Annotated in this window: 17 protein-coding genes; 14 read left to right on the top strand and 3 right to left on the bottom strand. The window is 37.0% G+C overall.

All coding sequences use genetic code 11. The features are described 5' to 3' along the window. The first annotated feature begins 73 nt into the window (after positions 1 to 73). Positions 74 to 709, top strand: coding sequence for a Type 1 glutamine amidotransferase-like domain-containing protein (locus NSQ95_RS16005; RefSeq protein WP_342559959.1), 636 nt, complete (start codon positions 74 to 76; stop codon positions 707 to 709). A 121-nt stretch (positions 710 to 830) separates the two neighbouring features. Here NSQ95_RS16005 and NSQ95_RS16000 read toward each other — a convergent pair whose 3' ends face one another. Beyond that, positions 831 to 2,147, bottom strand: a complete 1,317-nt coding sequence (locus tag NSQ95_RS16000; protein WP_340882101.1) for a TrkH family potassium uptake protein — start codon at positions 2,145 to 2,147, stop codon at positions 831 to 833. Positions 2,148 to 2,273: 126 nt separating this feature from the next. Between NSQ95_RS16000 and NSQ95_RS15995 the strand changes: the two genes are divergently transcribed. The 9 genes from NSQ95_RS15995 (at position 2,274) to rlmD (ending at position 10,452) form a co-directional block, all read left to right on the top strand. Then, the gene (locus NSQ95_RS15995) at positions 2,274 to 2,837 is read left to right on the top strand and encodes a thioredoxin family protein (RefSeq protein WP_342559958.1); all 564 of its coding nucleotides are present in this window, start codon (positions 2,274 to 2,276) and stop codon (positions 2,835 to 2,837) included. A 116-nt stretch (positions 2,838 to 2,953) separates the two neighbouring features. Next, the gene (locus NSQ95_RS15990; RefSeq protein ID WP_340882105.1) at positions 2,954 to 3,865 is read left to right on the top strand and encodes a diacylglycerol kinase; all 912 of its coding nucleotides are present in this window, start codon (positions 2,954 to 2,956) and stop codon (positions 3,863 to 3,865) included. A 368-nt stretch (positions 3,866 to 4,233) separates the two neighbouring features. Further along, positions 4,234 to 4,551 carry a hypothetical protein gene (locus NSQ95_RS15985; protein ID WP_340882107.1) on the top strand — a complete coding sequence of 106 codons (318 nt, stop codon included), beginning with the start codon at positions 4,234 to 4,236 and terminating at the stop codon, positions 4,549 to 4,551. A gap of 87 nt (positions 4,552 to 4,638) precedes the next feature. Further along, complete coding sequence (locus tag NSQ95_RS15980) at positions 4,639 to 5,082, top strand: hypothetical protein (RefSeq protein WP_342559957.1); 444 nt, start codon at positions 4,639 to 4,641, stop codon at positions 5,080 to 5,082. 286 nt (positions 5,083 to 5,368) lie between these two features. Beyond that, positions 5,369 to 6,715 carry a cytochrome ubiquinol oxidase subunit I gene (locus NSQ95_RS15975; RefSeq protein ID WP_340882112.1) on the top strand — a complete coding sequence of 449 codons (1,347 nt, stop codon included), beginning with the start codon at positions 5,369 to 5,371 and terminating at the stop codon, positions 6,713 to 6,715. Next, entirely contained in the window at positions 6,712 to 7,737 is a 1,026-nt protein-coding gene (locus NSQ95_RS15970) for a cytochrome d ubiquinol oxidase subunit II (protein WP_342559956.1), read from the top strand. Before NSQ95_RS15975 ends, NSQ95_RS15970 begins: the two co-directional genes overlap by 4 nt. 210 nt (positions 7,738 to 7,947) lie before the next feature. Next, on the top strand, positions 7,948 to 8,649 hold the full coding sequence (locus tag NSQ95_RS15965; protein WP_342559955.1) for a YjjG family noncanonical pyrimidine nucleotidase: 702 nt from the start codon (positions 7,948 to 7,950) through the stop codon (positions 8,647 to 8,649). Between the two features lie 136 nt (positions 8,650 to 8,785). Continuing rightward, a complete protein-coding gene (locus NSQ95_RS15960) occupies positions 8,786 to 8,968 on the top strand; it encodes a hypothetical protein (RefSeq protein ID WP_340882117.1) in 183 nt (60 codons plus the stop codon). Between the two features lie 122 nt (positions 8,969 to 9,090). Then, entirely contained in the window at positions 9,091 to 10,452 is a 1,362-nt protein-coding gene (gene rlmD / locus NSQ95_RS15955) for a 23S rRNA (uracil(1939)-C(5))-methyltransferase RlmD (protein WP_342559954.1), read from the top strand. 295 nt (positions 10,453 to 10,747) lie between these two features. On the opposite strand, the gene NSQ95_RS15950 is transcribed toward rlmD, so the two are convergent. Further along, the gene (locus tag NSQ95_RS15950) at positions 10,748 to 11,095 is read right to left on the bottom strand and encodes a helix-turn-helix domain-containing protein (RefSeq protein WP_340882120.1); all 348 of its coding nucleotides are present in this window, start codon (positions 11,093 to 11,095) and stop codon (positions 10,748 to 10,750) included. A gap of 139 nt (positions 11,096 to 11,234) precedes the next feature. Between NSQ95_RS15950 and NSQ95_RS15945 the strand changes: the two genes are divergently transcribed. From NSQ95_RS15945 to NSQ95_RS15930, 4 genes are all read left to right on the top strand, one after another. Then, on the top strand, positions 11,235 to 12,293 hold the full coding sequence (locus NSQ95_RS15945; RefSeq protein WP_342559953.1) for an LLM class flavin-dependent oxidoreductase: 1,059 nt from the start codon (positions 11,235 to 11,237) through the stop codon (positions 12,291 to 12,293). A 12-nt stretch (positions 12,294 to 12,305) separates the two neighbouring features. Continuing rightward, positions 12,306 to 12,872 (top strand): NADPH-dependent FMN reductase, encoded by a 567-nt coding sequence (locus tag NSQ95_RS15940; protein ID WP_340882122.1) that lies wholly within the window; start codon positions 12,306 to 12,308, stop codon positions 12,870 to 12,872. Between the two features lie 609 nt (positions 12,873 to 13,481). Further along, a complete protein-coding gene (locus tag NSQ95_RS15935) occupies positions 13,482 to 14,240 on the top strand; it encodes an NAD(P)H-binding protein (protein ID WP_342559952.1) in 759 nt (252 codons plus the stop codon). Between the two features lie 117 nt (positions 14,241 to 14,357). Further along, positions 14,358 to 15,311, top strand: a complete 954-nt coding sequence (locus tag NSQ95_RS15930) for an NAD(P)-dependent alcohol dehydrogenase (protein WP_342559951.1) — start codon at positions 14,358 to 14,360, stop codon at positions 15,309 to 15,311. A gap of 61 nt (positions 15,312 to 15,372) precedes the next feature. Here NSQ95_RS15930 and NSQ95_RS15925 read toward each other — a convergent pair whose 3' ends face one another. Further along, the gene (locus tag NSQ95_RS15925) at positions 15,373 to 16,077 is read right to left on the bottom strand and encodes a DUF4386 domain-containing protein (protein WP_342559950.1); all 705 of its coding nucleotides are present in this window, start codon (positions 16,075 to 16,077) and stop codon (positions 15,373 to 15,375) included. Between the last annotated feature and the right edge of the window lie 20 nt (positions 16,078 to 16,097).

Here is a 16,097-nt window from a genome sequence, read left to right as displayed (position 1 = left end):
TTCATCTAGCAAAGTTGTAATTACATTTAATTTTATGGATGCTATGATGAGATATATGAAAAGGGGGATTATTATGGAGCTTTGTTTTATCGGTGGGGGACATGTGTTAAAGGGTGACCTTGATGATGTTTTTGAAGAATTAGAGTGTAAAATAAGTCCGAATACGAAAGTGCTGGTAGTGCCCTTTGCAACCGATGAATCTAGATATGAAAGTTGGATAGAAAGCCTGCAACAGGCGTTTACACGCATTCCTAACGTGACGCTTGGTTTGTTGCATGAAAAGCTATCAAAAGAAGACATGATTAATATGATTGAAGAGTATGATGTTCTTTATATTATAGGAGGACAACCTGAGCGTTTACTTCAGGTTATTTTGGATAAAGAGCTGACTGCTGCGATTAGTAGTTTTCCAGGCTTAATGATTGGCTATAGCGCAGGTGCATTAGCTTTTTGCACAGACTGCATATTAACAAAGGATGAGGACTACCCCGACACAATTATTTTGCAGGGATTAGGGTTAGTCGATTTTAGTGTAGAAGTTCACTATCGTCCAGAATCAGATGAGGAGCTGCTGACTCTTTCCAAGTATAGAACAATCTATGCCCTACCAGACGGCAGTGCAATCTTATATAAGAATGACACCATACATACGAGAATAAATGAAATTATTACCTTTAAGAACGGGACTAAGAAAAAATGTTTCAGCTAGTGAGGGCGGCATGGACTTGGACCGACCGATTATCGTGCATAACCGACCGATTATTACATAAAACCGACCGATTATAAAAAAACACCCCTGCAGACAGGCTAGTGCAGGGGTGTTTCTATCCTTAACCGGTAAACACTTGGTCATTTGGATATTTATATTTAACCTTTTTAGGTTTAGTTAAGATGAAAAATAACGTGAGCGGTCCAATTCTGCCTAAGAACATCAGCACACAAATGAATACCTTGCCAAACTCTGAAAGCTGAGAAGTGATGCCCATTGAGATACCAACAGTTCCGAATGCGGAAAACACCTCAAATAGCAAAGGGAGCAGAGGAAGCTGCTCTGTTATAGTTAAAGCAAAAGCAAATATAAAAACGGTTGCTAAGCTAACTGTGCTAATAACGAGAGACCTGATAATTATTTCTCGTGAGATGGATCTTTTAAATAGCACTGGGTCCTCCTGCTGACGGAAAAATGCAAACGTTGCTGCTATGATGACAATAAAGGTAGTAAGCTTTATGCCAGAAGCCGTAGAGGCACTACCTGCACCGATAAACATGAGAAGCATTGTGAATAATAGAGATGGGTCCTCCATTTGGCCATAATCGATCATATTAAAGCCTGCCGTCCTTGGAGTTACTGCATTAAAGTAGGAGGTCATCATCTTCTCGAAGATTCCCATTTTGCCAATTGTATCATTATTATTAAATTCTAAGATTAAAAGAATAAGTGTAGCAATTGCATTTATAATTAATGTGCCCACAACCATAAGCTTGGTATGAAGTGACCATGCACGAAATTTATTTTTGCGAGAGATATCTATTACTACGACAAATCCAATTCCTCCAATGATTATTAGACTAGTAATAATCAATATAACTAGAGGATCACTAGTGAAGCTCATTAAATTGTCCGGAAACAAAGAGAAGCCTGCATTATTAAAGGCAGAAATTACGTGAAACAAACTATAATATAATGCATCTCCTAAGCCGAATCTTGGTATCCAGTGGAGTGTTAAGAAGACAATAGCTATACTCTCTGTAAGAAGAACAAATAAGAGAATATGCTTAGCTAGCTTGACGATACCTCCAATGGAAGGCTGATTAAAAGATTCCTGCAAATAAATACGGTGCTGCAAACCAATTTTTTTGCGAAGAAGAATAAGTATAGCTACTGCAAACGTCATTAACCCAATACCACCACATTGAATTAAGACTAGTAATACAATTTCTCCAAACATTGTTAGAGTGCTACCAGGATCAAAAACACTGAGACCTGTAACCGTGGTAGCTGATGTAACTAGAAAGAATGCATCTACCCAGGAAATCGGAGTTGTCGTAGCAAAAGGAAGCTTCATCAAAACTGTTCCTAGAAAGATTAAGGTGGCAAAGCTGCTTGCAATCACAACAGGCGGTGAAAAAGAGAGCTTTTTCTCCATTGGGACACTTCCTTTTATTGGATGTAAAATAATAACTACTTTAATCCTGAACAGGTCGCCTGTCAACAACTTGTTTGAAACAAGTGGCTAAAGAAAGTATACTTAAGGAAAAAGGGGGATTTTTCATTGAAAACTGAACAACAATATTTTGAAGAAGCTAAAACCTTAGAGCAGTATATGAATGATATGACTACCAAAAAAGAGGAATCCTTTCGTATATACGACCAATTTCAAGTGCCAGCGGATGATGAATTCATTGAGATATTAAAAGCAGAAAAGCCGCATATATTAGTTATTACGGAAGACTGGTGTGGTGATGCCATGATGAATAATGCTATCGTACGAAAGATCGCAGAAGCTGGAAATTTGGACATTCGCACTGTCTACCGCGATGAGAACCTAGAACTGATGGACCAGTATTTAACAAATGGAGGGCGTTCCATTCCAGTTTATTTATTGCTAAGTCAGGACGGAGAAGTAATTTCTAAATGGGGTCCTCGTGCTGAAATGGTCCAAAAATTTGTGATGGAAGGAAGAGCCAAGTTTCCTGATAAGGAAGATCCGGCATTCGAAGACATCCAAAAGAAATTTTATGAGCAAATGACACAGGAATTTATAGCAAACAAAGAGTTTCACTTGGCAGTTTACGAAGAAATCCGCAGTAGCTGGCTGCCAATTCTTCAAAAATAAGCGAACCGCATATTTTAGGGAGTCGGCTTTAGTCGGCTCTTTCATATGTTAGGAACTTTTTGTGAGGAAATAGAGTCTTTATAATGAAGAAATTGTAAAGTAGAAAGGAAATCCGTATGAAGCGTGCAAGAATTATCTACAATCCTACCTCAGGGAGAGAATTATTTAAGAAACATCTTCCAGAAGTTTTGGAGGCTTTAGAAATAGCTGGATATGAGACGTCCTGCCATGCAACGACTGGTGAAGGAGATGCAATTAGTGCAGCAAAAAAAGCGGTAGAAAATAATTTTGATATAATTATTGCTGCTGGGGGAGACGGAACACTGAACGAGGTTGTTGCTGGTGTAAGTGAATTTGAAAATCGCCCGAAGATTGGTCTCATTCCAATGGGAACGACAAATGATTTTGCTCGAGCAGTTCATATACCTCGGGATATTAAACGCGCAGTAGATATTATCTTACAGGGTGATACTATTCCAGTGGACGTTGGTAAAGTAAACGACCGTTATTTTATTAACATTGCTGGCGGCGGAAGAATTACAGAGCTTACTTATGAAGTTCCTAGTAAATTAAAGACAATGCTTGGACAACTAGCCTATTACTTAAAAGGAATTGAAATGCTTCCATCGATAAATGCCACGAAGGTTCGAATTGAATATGACGGGGAAGTATTTGAAGATGAAGCGATGATGTTCCTTGTGGGCCTTACCAACTCCGTAGGTGGCTTCGAAAAGCTTGCTCCAAACTCAAGTATTAATGATGGAAACTTTTCGTTGCTTATCTTAAAGAAAGTAAATATTGCTGAGTTTATAAGACTTGCCAGTTTAGCTCTTCGTGGAGAACATTTAGAAGATCCTCATGTCATTTATAAAAAAGCCCAGCATATTAAAGTGACCTCTGAAGATAAGGTTCTCTTAAATTTGGATGGAGAGTATGGAGGAACTATTCCTGCCATATTCCAAAACCTATATAGACATATAGATGTCTTTGTTCCAATCGATGAGATCCGTGAGCAAGATAGACCATAAAATGAAGAGGTTTTGACAAAACTCTCCTCAACCTAATAAGGCCTCGAAAATTTTACGATCTTGTGAAGTTTTTGGGGCTTCTATTCTAATTATCTATAGTGTTCTTTGTTAAAGCGTACGCTTTTTCAGGAGCACTTCTCCATATCCTCTTCAATCCTGAGATGCTTACGGAGGGGATGGTCTCCTAGGAGAGTTGCCATCTCCATAAGCTAGCTTTAAAAGTGGTAAAAACGTGAAATATAGTTGTAGATTTCACGTTTTTCTATTTACAGTTATGCTATAGGTTAGCTAAAAAAGCCAGTTTAAGAAGGAAGTATTAGATTGTACAGAGAACAGTACATTAGGGAACAATAATTGGGGGAGGGACAATGACAAAAAATCTGATTTATATACTCTTATTTGTATTATTGATACTAACATCTTGTGGAGGACCATATTCATCGACATCTTCTTTTTTGAAAGTTATAGAAAAAGGTCACTCAGACGATTATAAGGAATACTGGGTAAAAGCTTATGACCCCAATAATGACACAGAGGAACATGCTTTTAAAATTGTTGTAGATGAAGAGATGGCTTGGCATCTAATTGAGGAAGGTAAAGAATATTTTACAACTTATTCGAAAAAAGGTAATCATCCTTGGATTTTAGACCAAATAGAACAAATAGAAATTGAACGCCAAAACTGATATGAACAGATGCTTTACTTCAAAAAGGAGTAAAGCCTTTTTCTTATTGAACAAACGTAAGCAATGGATTTAAAAAGGGGGATAATTATGCATCCAGTAGAATTACTTGAATTAGTGATAGTTTGCGGAACTTTACTAGTTACTCTATTAATTTCTTTTATTTTGAAAGGAAAATGGAGAAAAATTATTCAGGGACTGGCTCTTTTGTTTTTGGTGTCCTTCGTTATCTTTTATTTTGTTCGTCCGTATTGGATTGATATGCAAATAGAAAAAAAAGTAGGTTATATACAGATCTATTTGGAAGAGCGGTACCCTGTGGAAACTTGGGAATATAGGACGGTGCCTCACCGTGAGGACGGCTATGAATCCTCAAATCCATATCACATAGGAGTAATATTTGATACTGAACCACAAGTGGAATATAAATATTTCGCTCGTAATAAAGGTGATGTTATCCAATTAGGGTGGAGTACATCTGAATTACAAAGTGATTCTAATAACCTTATGCATTTAGAAGTTTTAGAAGACTAATCAGCACTTGTTATGAATTCGATCTTCTCTTATTGAAATGAATATTAGTCTTCATTATTTTCTTAATTATTGCAAAAGGATTTTTATTTTTTGACTTTCTTCTCTAAAAGGTTATGAATCCAATAATATTGGGAATAATTTAATAATATATCTGGGCATCATAAAGGAGGAATGGTTAGTGTATAAGAGACAAGAGAGATACTTAATGTGGCTCGCCTTTGTAGTGGCAGGTATTATGATACTATCTATTGCTGGAAGAATTTTTGGAGGGTGAGGAGAGTCAAGTATGGGAAATGCTGATTCAGTTTTCTATAGTCGTGTCTTAACTGAGTTAACCTTATCTTTTCATATTATTTATGCGACAATCGGTGTTGGAGTTCCACTGATGATTATGATTGCTCAGTGGGTAGGTATAAAAAAGAATGACGAACATTACATATTACTCGCTAGGCGCTGGGCTAGAGGATTTGTGATTACGGTCGCAGTAGGAGTTGTTACGGGAACTGCAATCGGGATGCAACTTTCCTTACTGTGGCCAAACTTTATGGAGCTAGCTGGTAATATAATTGCCCTACCATTGTTTATGGAAACTTTTGCATTTTTCTTTGAAGCTATTTTTTTAGGCATTTATCTGTATACATGGGATCGTTTTGAGAATCAGAAAAAGCATTTGTTGTTACTTATTCCCGTTGCAGTCGGTGCTTCCTTTTCTGCCGTGTTTATTACGATTGTGAATGCGTTTATGAATTCTCCACAGGGCTTTGATATGGTAAATGGAGAGTTGGTCAATATTAATCCGCTGATAGCGATGTTTAACCCTGCTATGCCAACAAAGGTAGCACATGTTGTTGTAACGGCGTATATGACATCTGCATTTGTATTGGCATCTATTGCTGCATTTCGTTTGTTAAAGGGGTCTAACCATGTTTATCATAAAAAAGCTTTATACTTAACCGTTAAGCTAGGATTGATCTTTTCGATTGCCACAGCTATTATAGGAGACTTTTCCGGAAAATATTTAGCAGAGTATCAGCCAGAAAAACTAGCAGCTGCTGAATGGCATTTTGAAACGCAGGAAAACGCCTCTCTCATTTTGTTTGGAATATTAGACGATGGAGAAGTGAAATATGCGATTAAGATTCCGTATGCTTTGAGCATACTAGCGTATTCTAATCCAACTGCAGAGGTTATTGGGCTCGATCAGTTTCCAGAAGATGAAAGGCCTCCTCTTTATATCCATTATCTCTTTAATATCATGGTAGCAATCGGCATGGGTCTTGCTGCATTAGCAGCATTCTATTGGTTAGGTAAACGTTTAAAATGGACCTTCGTTAATTCTAAATTATTTCTATGGCTCTTATTTTTAAGTGGCCCTGCTGCCGTAATTGCAATTGAGGCAGGCTGGTGGCTAGCTGAGGTAGGAAGACAGCCATGGATATTAAGAGGAATCATGAGGGTGGAGGATGCAGCAACGACAAGTGGGCAGGTAGATTTTATGTTAGTTCTGTTTGCAGGCCTTTACTTAGTTCTTGGAGTTGGAAGTGTTGTAGTACTTACTCGGATGTTCCGAAGAAATCCTGTTGAACAGGAAATAGAGGATAGAAAATCGGACAAAGGCGGTGACATTACATGAGTTTAGAGATTATAGGTCTCACCGTTTTATGGACTTTTCTATTTGGTTATGTAGTGGTAGGCTCCATTGACTTTGGTGCTGGCTTCTTTAATGCGTATAGCTTGATAACTGGTAAGCAACATATATTGAGTAATATTATTCAGCGTTATTTGTCACCTGTTTGGGAGGTCACAAATGTATTTCTTGTATTTTTCTTCGTAGGAATTATTGGCTTTTTTCCTAAGACAGCCTTCTATTATGGAACTACTCTTCTCGTGCCAGTAGGCATAGCATTAATACTGCTTGGAATTCGAGGCTCCTATTATGCGTTTGAAACGTATGGATCAAGGGGCCATAAAGGATATTCCTTTATGTATGGTTTATCTGGATTGTTACTACCTGCTTCCTTATCAATCGTACTGACTATTTCTGAAGGCGGTTTCGTTGATCTGGTCAACGGCTCACCAAGTTTAAATTATGATGCCTTGTTCAAAAGTCCTTTAACCTGGGCCATAGTCGCTTTAAGTCTGACATCTGTTTTATATATTTCTGCAGTTTTCTTAACTTGGTATGCTAATAAGGCTGGGGATGCAAAAGCCACTCATTTGATGAGAAAGTATGCACTGATTTGGTCATTTCCAACGATTATAACTGCAGGTGGCATAATTGTAGAATTACGTTCACACAATGTGGAGCATTATAATAATATGCTCAATATTTGGTGGGCATTTGGTTTATCCTTTCTCATGTTTTTAGGTACCGTTTGGTTACTTTGGAAAAAGAGCAAGTATGGTCTAGCCTTTGGACTTTTGGCAGGACAATTTTTAATCGCCTTTTTTGCATATGGCTTCTCCCATTTACCTTATTTACTTTATCCATATTTGACTATAAACGATAGTTTTACAAACGAGGCTATGGCCATCTCCTTAATCATTGCCTTTATACTAGGATTGGCCTTACTAATTCCATCCTTATATCTGTTACTAAAGCTATTCCTGTTCAATAAAGACTATGTAAAAGGGAAAAAGAAAAATCATGCTTAGGAGGAATGAACGTTATGATGGAATTCCTAATATTTTATGCTCCCTTCATCGTACTGATCGGCTCCATTATTATAGCCTTCTGGGTATCTACCATGGATGGACCAGTAAGAGATGAATAATTGTCCAGGACCTCAGGTGGAGAGGTCCTTTTTCATGCAGACTAATACCAAAGCTAAATGCTAAAATAGATATAGAGGAGTGGAGAGATAAATGAAATATGACGTAATATTGTTCGATTTGGATGATACTCTATTCGATTTTGGAATGACCGAAAGAAATGCATTCTATCAGTTATTTTTAGAATATGGACTGCCAAACGGTTTGCAAGATTACTTAGGCAGCTACAAGACAATTAGTAAGGTTTTATGGGATGAATTAGAAAAGGGTACCACAACGCTAGAGCTACTTAAAATAGAGAGATTCAAACGTTTATTTTTAGAACATAATCTAAAGTTAGATCTTGAAGCAGTAAGTCATAAGTACATAGAAAATCTAGGGAGAGAAATTCACTTAATCTCTGGGGTGGAGGAAATGCTGGCTAGTCTGGCTGGCTGTCGTTTAGCTATATTAACCAATGGATTTCAAATTGCCCAGCATGCTAGGATCAAAGGTTCACCATTGAAGGATGTGTTTGAAGCTATCATCACTTCAGAAGAAGCTGGTTATCAAAAGCCACAGCCTTCTATATTTGAATATACATTTAAGAAATTAGGAATAACAGAAAAGTCTAAAGTATTGATGGTTGGTGATTCTCTGACTTCTGATATACAGGGGGGAAGCCAATTTGGAATAGATACATGCTGGTTTAATCCAAACCAAAAGGAAAACACAACAGCTATACTACCTACATATGAAATAAAGAATTGGAGTCAGCTCAATGGAATTGTGAAAGGTCAATTATTAGAAAAATAAATTAGAAAAACTCACATTTAGATAAAATAAATTTTTAAAATTTTCCAAAAAATGTATACATAATTACCAATATATGAGATAATGTTTTTATAACAATAATAATTGTTAAAGACATAACTTGGAGTTGACCATGTTTGTGATTGCACGTAACACGAATGGTGTTACAGAAGTCTTGAAAAACTCAAATAGCCAATTGGTAAAAGTATTTTATGATTATGAAGAGGCAGAACAGTTTGTAGCTCGATTAAATAAAAGAATATTACCTAACAAGCAGTGGTCCGTCATAGAAGATTCATTAATATTAAAAATAAACGAGTAAGGGAGATTCCTTACTTTTTTTTGTGGCTAAAATAAGCAGGAAAATGAAAATAAGCTACCTAATACTCTTGGACGCCTTTATTTGATATAATAATATCCATTACACAAGAACGGAGATTTAACGTGAACACACCAGTAAATAAGAATGATCAGTTAACAGTTTATATAGAGGATTTGACACATGATGGGTCAGGAGTAGCAAAGGTCGATGGCTACCCACTGTTTATCCACGGGGGTCTTCCTGATGAAAAAGCAGAGGTACGTGTTGTAAAAACATTAAAAAACTATGGCTTTGCTAAATTACTTCATATTGTAGAGCCTTCTCCATTTCGAGTAGAAGCTCCATGTCCGGTTTTTTATGAGTGTGGGGGCTGCCAGCTTCAGCACATTAATTATGAAGGTCAGCTGAAATGGAAGGAAAAGATGGTTCGAAATGTCATGCAGCGACTAGGTAAGATTGATGCTCCCGTGTTACCTGTAAAAGGCATGGACAACCCATGGGAATACCGTAACAAATCTCAAATTCCATTTGGCTTAGTCGATGGAAAGGTGATTGCAGGGTTCTATCAGGCAAAATCACACCGTATTGCAGACACACCGACTTGTCTAATTCAATCCGATGAAGCAGACCGATTGATGAGAGCATTTAAGGAAAATGCCTTAAAACTAGATTTAGTCCCTTACAATGAAGATACAAAAAAAGGTCAGCTACGCCACTTAGTAGTACGCAAAGGCCGAGCAACTGGTGAGGTAATGGTCGTCCTAGTGACGAAGCATCCTAAGCTTTCCAAAAAGGAAGCGATTATTGAGCTTATTAGAGAGGTAGAGCCAAAGGTGACCTCCATTATGCAAAACATAAACTCCAAAAATACAAATGTGATCTTTGGCGATCAAACTAACCTATTGTGGGGGAAACCAACGATTGAGGATCTAATCGGAGATGTGCGCTTCGAAATTTCCGCTAGGTCTTTCTATCAGGTGAATCCAGAGCAGACAGAAGTTTTATATCAGCAGGCACTAGATTATGCACAGCTTTCAGGTGGGGAGACGGTAATCGATGCCTATTGCGGAATCGGGACAATTTCATTATTCCTTGCTCAAAAAGCGAAGCAAGTACTTGGTGTTGAAATTGTTCCTCAAGCGATTGAGGATGCAAAAAGAAACGCTGAGTTGAACGGCTTTACGAATACGTATTTTGAAGCAGGCCCAGCAGAGGAAGTCATTCCACGCTGGTACAAGGAAGGGAAAACAGCAGATGTATTAGTTGTTGACCCTCCAAGAAAAGGCTGTGACGAGGCACTACTAACAACAATCATTGAACAACGTCCAAAACGTGTAGTATACGTTTCCTGTAATCCAGCAACTCTAGCGCGTGATCTTCGCATCTTAGAAGACGGCGGCTATAAGACACAGGAGATTCAGCCAGTGGACATGTTCCCGCAGACGACGCATTGTGAAGCGGTCGCTTGGTTGGAGTTAGTATAATGAAAGAAGAACGAATTCCCGATGATGGAATTCGTTCTTTTTTTCTTGTTGTTCTAAAAAGGATTATAGATTGTTTTTTTGAAGTTATTGAACTAACGGACAGCTTAATTTAATAATCGTATTTAGCTTTGTTCAACATCGGGCCAGATTGTTGTGCGAAATATTTCTAGCTTAAATTGACTATCTGTATGAAAAGATATACCTGATTGTTGAACAACACTTTTAAAGAAATTTTAAACGTACTAATTAATATATATAAAGTAAAAAAGCTGTTAATAAAGTCGGCTTTTTTAGGTTACTGGCTATTTGCTTTCAATTTTTGCATTTTATGCAAAGTATGCTTTGTTCCCCATTCATGCATAGCTTCTAAAATCGATTCCAAGCTCCTGCCGTATTCAGTAATCGAATATTCAACTTTGGGAGGAACCTGTGCATATACAACTCGTTGAATAATATCTTCTTTTTCTAATTCTCGCAACTGGTTTGTCAGCACCTTTTGGGTGATTCCAGGCACACTTCGTTTTAGCTCGCTGAATCTTTGAGTACCGTTCTTCAATAAATACAATAATAAAATTGGTTTCCATTTCCCAACTAATATACCTAAAGCATCTTCTACACGACATAATTCTGGTTCTAGTTTCATTTCCAATGCCCCTTTAGTATCTTTTTGTATACTATACCACTTTTAAGTACGTACTTTTTAAAATGACAATTATGATTAATAATAGCATTATCAATTGAAAAGGAAAAGTATCTTTATATAAAAAGGAAGGTTGGCTAATATGGAAAACTATCGAATTGATCAAAGTAAAGGTCTAGAGTTTGGACTATATACACTAGGGGATCACCTCCCGAATCCGCACACAGGAAAGCGTATTTCCGCTGAGCAGCGTATTCATGAAATCATTGATTTAGCAAAGCTAGCAGATCAAGCAGGTATCGATTTTTTTAGTGTTGGGGAAAGTCACCAGGAGTATTTCACAACACAAGCACATTCTGTTGTGTTAGCTGCAATTGCTCAGGCAACAGAAAACATAAAAATTGCAAGCTCTTCTACCATTATTAGTACATCAGATCCTGTTCGTGTATATGAAGACTTTGCAACGCTTGATTTAATATCCAAGGGCCGTGCGGAAATAATTGCTGGTCGAGCATCAAGAATAGGGCTGTTTGATTTGTTAGGCTATAATCTTCGGGATTATGAAGAGTTGTTTGAGGAAAAATTTGATCTGCTACGTCAAATCAATGAAGAAGAAGTAGTCAATTGGAGTGGAGAATATCGTGCTCCATTAAAGAATGCAAAGGTGCTTCCACGTCCGAAAAATGGCAAAATGCCTATTTGGCGTGCAGTTGGTGGAACACCTGCTAGTGCGATGAAAGCAGGGTATGCTGGTGTTCCGATGTTTATGGCTCACTTAGGTGGATCGGTTTCTGTATTTAAGCGAATAATTGATGCCTATCGTGAGGCTGCAGAACGTGGTGGCCATAATCCAGCGGAGCTACCTGTAGCAACAGCAGGCTTTTTCTATGCCGCTGAAACATCTCAGCAGGCGATAAAAGAAATGTATCCACATATTAATGAAGGAATGAAGAAAACGAACGGACAAGGTTTTGCAAAGCAACTTTTTGCACAGAGTGTAGATCCGCACAGTATTATAAATGTCGGCAGTCCACAGGAAATTATTGAAAAAATTCTTTATCAACATGAAGTGTTTGGACATCAGCGCTATATTGCACAGATTGATTTCGGTGGAGTTCCATTTGAGCGATTATTGAAAAATATCGAGTTGATTGGAACTGAAATTTTACCAGCAATTAAAAAATATACAGCGAAGAAGTAGGGGGATGCTAACATGAAGATTGTTGGATTATCAGGATCAATTGTAGGTTCAAAAACACGGACCGCTATGGATTATACAGTAAAATCAATCACGGAAAAATATCCCGATGCAGAAGTTACATTAATAGATTTAGCTGACTATAACGTTCAATTTAGTGATGGGCGCAATTACTTGGAATATGAAGGTGATACAGGATTTGTTACAAAAACGATTATGGAAGCAGATGCGATTATCATTGGGACGCCTATTTTTCAAGCGTCCATTCCAGCTACATTAAAGAACATTTTTGATTTACTGCCGGTTAATGCTTTTCGCGATAAAGTCGTGAGTATGCTTGTAACAGCCGGCTCATCAAAGCACTACTTAATTGCTGAACAACAGTTAAAGCCGATTTTATCTTATATGAAAGCACAGATTGTTCAAACGTATGTATTCATTGAAGAGAAAGATTTCCATCGCAAAGAAATTATAAATGACGATGTGATATTCCGCATCAATCGGTTGGTTGAAGATACAGTAGTTTTAACGGAAACATATACGAGCATTCGTAAAGCTAAGGAAGAAGAATACGATTTTTAATTGAATAATCAGATCGCAGATAAAAAAAATTTCAAATAAGGAGTTTTTGATAAAAAAGGTATGTTAAAGAAAGTTGAAGATACAATTAAATCCCTTTTCTCGTGACAATTTGATAAATATCGAACAAGGCTGCTCCTAATGGGGGCAGTCTCTTTTATTTTGGAAAGTTTCTTACTCCACTAACGGGTCAGTTACTTGAAGAAAGATAGGCTCGATCCCACTTAAATAGAATCGATACAAAATAATTAAACCCATAAAAATCCCCTCCAAATGTTAATATCTTTGGCAATCGAAATAGCACCTAAAAATCAACAGGCGCGATTGGAATAAGTTGTAGCATTAAAAAAAGAATAATCATTTAAAACAAAGTTCAGATACTTATAGTAAGGTTTGATTAAAAATTCTGTGTTGTTAGGCAAGATTTCTTCTTATTCCACAATTAGGCCAGATTGTGGAGGAAAGTAAAACATATATAGGTAATATATATAATGGTATAAAGAATTTATGAATGGATTACGCATTAAACTAGTTGGTAGGTTATTAGAATAAAGTAATCAACTTGTGAATATTACAATAGGAAGATAATCCATCTGAATGGGAGAGTTGTACTTGAGAATCCTTGTAACTGGTTCAACCGGAAAATTAGGGTCGGCTTTGTCAAAGCAATTAAAAGCTTTAGATTATCAAGTAAAAATAACTTCGAGAAGAAAACCAGAAGATGTAGACTTCACATGGGTTTACAGTGATTTATTATCAGGTGAAGGTTTAGAAGAAGCAGTAAAAGATGTGGATGTCATTATTCACGCAGCAACTAGTCCGATAAAAAATTCTAAAAGCATAGAGGTTGCTGGGTTAGAAAAATTATTAAGCAAGGTGAATCATATACAACTTTTTATTTATCCATCAATTGTAGGAATTGAGGAAATCCCCTTCCAATATTATAGACTTAAATACAAAGCAGAAGAATTATTAAAAAATAGTTCTGTACCCTATACAATTGCTCGTGCAACTCAGTTTCATAGCTTTGTTGAGAATTTACTCTTATCAAAACCTTTCTTTAAAAGATATATAATCCCTGGAAGGGTTAAATTTCAAAGTGTCGATGTTAATGAATTTGCTAGATATTTAATCGATTTAGTTAATGAAGGTCCACAAGGTAAATTAGATGATTTCTGTGGACCAGAGATAATGACATTAAGAGAAATGGCGGAGTTGAAAATTAAGGTTAACAATGAAACCAATGATATTTTAAGCATTCCTTTCTCAGGAAAACTATACAATTCTTTAAAGGAAGGAAAAAATACAAATCCTATGCAGAAGAAAGGAATAATTACTTATGAGGAACATTTAAGGAATAAACTGAATTAAATTTGCTGAGTGAATTTATTAATTAGGTATCAAGTAAACCCCATATAATGTGGGCTCAATTTATTTGAAAGGAATGAAAGATATCGAATGATTTGATAATTACAGGAGGTTAAACAGTTGAAAGCAGCAATTTATAGTTCTTATGGTTCCCCTGAAGTAATGGAGATTATGGATGTTGAGAAACCGTTCATCAAAGATGAAGATAGGGTATTAATAAAAGTGGTCTCCGCATCTGTTAATAAATATGACACGCTATATCGAAAAGGTTATTTACCTACGAGAATGGATAATGGTCTTATAAAGCCAAAAACACAAATTTTAGGGATAGACGTTGCAGGTACCGTTGAAGCCGTGGGAAAAAATGTACAAAAGTTTAAAATTGGTGATCGTGTTTTTGGAAGTTGCGTCGGTTCCCATGCTGAATATGTCTGCCCAAAAGAGAATTTTCTAACGTTTTTGCCAAATAATGCAACGTTTGAAGAGGCAGCCGCAATACCCTGTACTGCACAGACCGCTCTACAAGCATTACGAGATGTAGGGAAGATAAAAGTAGGCGATAAGGTTTTAATCTACGGGGCATCGGGTGGAGTGGGGCACTTTGCTGTTCAGCTTGCTGTGTATTTTGGTGCTGAAGTAACCGCAGTTTGTAGTACGTCAAATATTGAATGGGTTAAAAGTCTAGGTGCTCATCATGTAATTGATTATATCCAGGAGGATTTCGCTTACGACGGAAAAAAATATGATGTCATACTCGATGCTGTCGGAAAGAGAACTTTTTTAAGTTGTTTGCGTTCTCTAACCGAAAACGGTATTTATATAACAGAACACCCACTCTATCCCAAATACCATCCATTTCAGCTGATGATAAGCTCTATCGTAGGAAGTAAGAAAGCTAAAATTCATCTTGCAAATCCTAATGAGAGTGATTTGGACATATTACGAGTCCTTATTGAAATGGGAAGATTAAGACCGGTAATTGAAAAGTGCTTTCCCTTAACTGATATCGTAAATGCACATAGGCACATGGAAAATGGACGCACAAAGGGGAAGATTATTCTTAAAATCGAGTAGAGTAATTCCAAAGGTGGTTTAGTGTAGTAATTCTTCTCTTAGTGCATCACTCAGCATTATATTAGTTCTTGCTTCCTCTTAATATTTCTAATTTCTCGGTATTAAAGCCTTTGATAATTAACCAGGTTGCCAAACTCAACTCATAGATGCCGATTGGGAGGGCTATAAGTCCCTTTATAGTAGAGAATGGTTCAATAATATCAAGCATATTGAGCAATCCAGCAAGGAATACCATAACAGCCGTCAACATTCCAAATAGCGCTAGCCGTTTAGGCACGATTTCCGTTTTATATAATAAATAACTATACAAGAATGTATTCGAGCCGAGCATCAAGTTTGGTCCCAATATAGCAGTCCAAGCATGAAATGATTGAAGAACGCTTCCTATGTGATGATATGCTCCTTCATTAACGAATTGTCCAGCTCCATAATCAGAACTAAGACCTAGCAAACCTAATATACTCACCACGCCAATCGCTATAAAAACAGCCTCCATAAATCGAAAACAAAGATAAGCTAATGCGGTATGTTCATTCCATAGTCGTACATAGGGAAATAACATAACAGCGGTTCCAACTGCAGTTATAATGAGCAAGATGTCATTCATAACACCAACCAAAACAGCTGTTTTCGAACCATTCACCACAGCCATATACCAATCTCCTGATAGTAACGGCTGATATAATAGTACAGCAATAACAGCACTGGCTGCTGCCACGATATAAAATATACCGATTAATATTCCATTCACTCTATCCTTTTTCATTACATTTACCTCCTTGAAAT

This window comes from Psychrobacillus sp. FSL W7-1457 (genome assembly GCF_038593405.1).
GTDB lineage: Bacteria > Bacillota > Bacilli > Bacillales_A > Planococcaceae > Psychrobacillus.
Note: the sequence above shows the minus strand (reverse complement) of the source record. Positions and strands in the feature narration are given on the sequence as shown.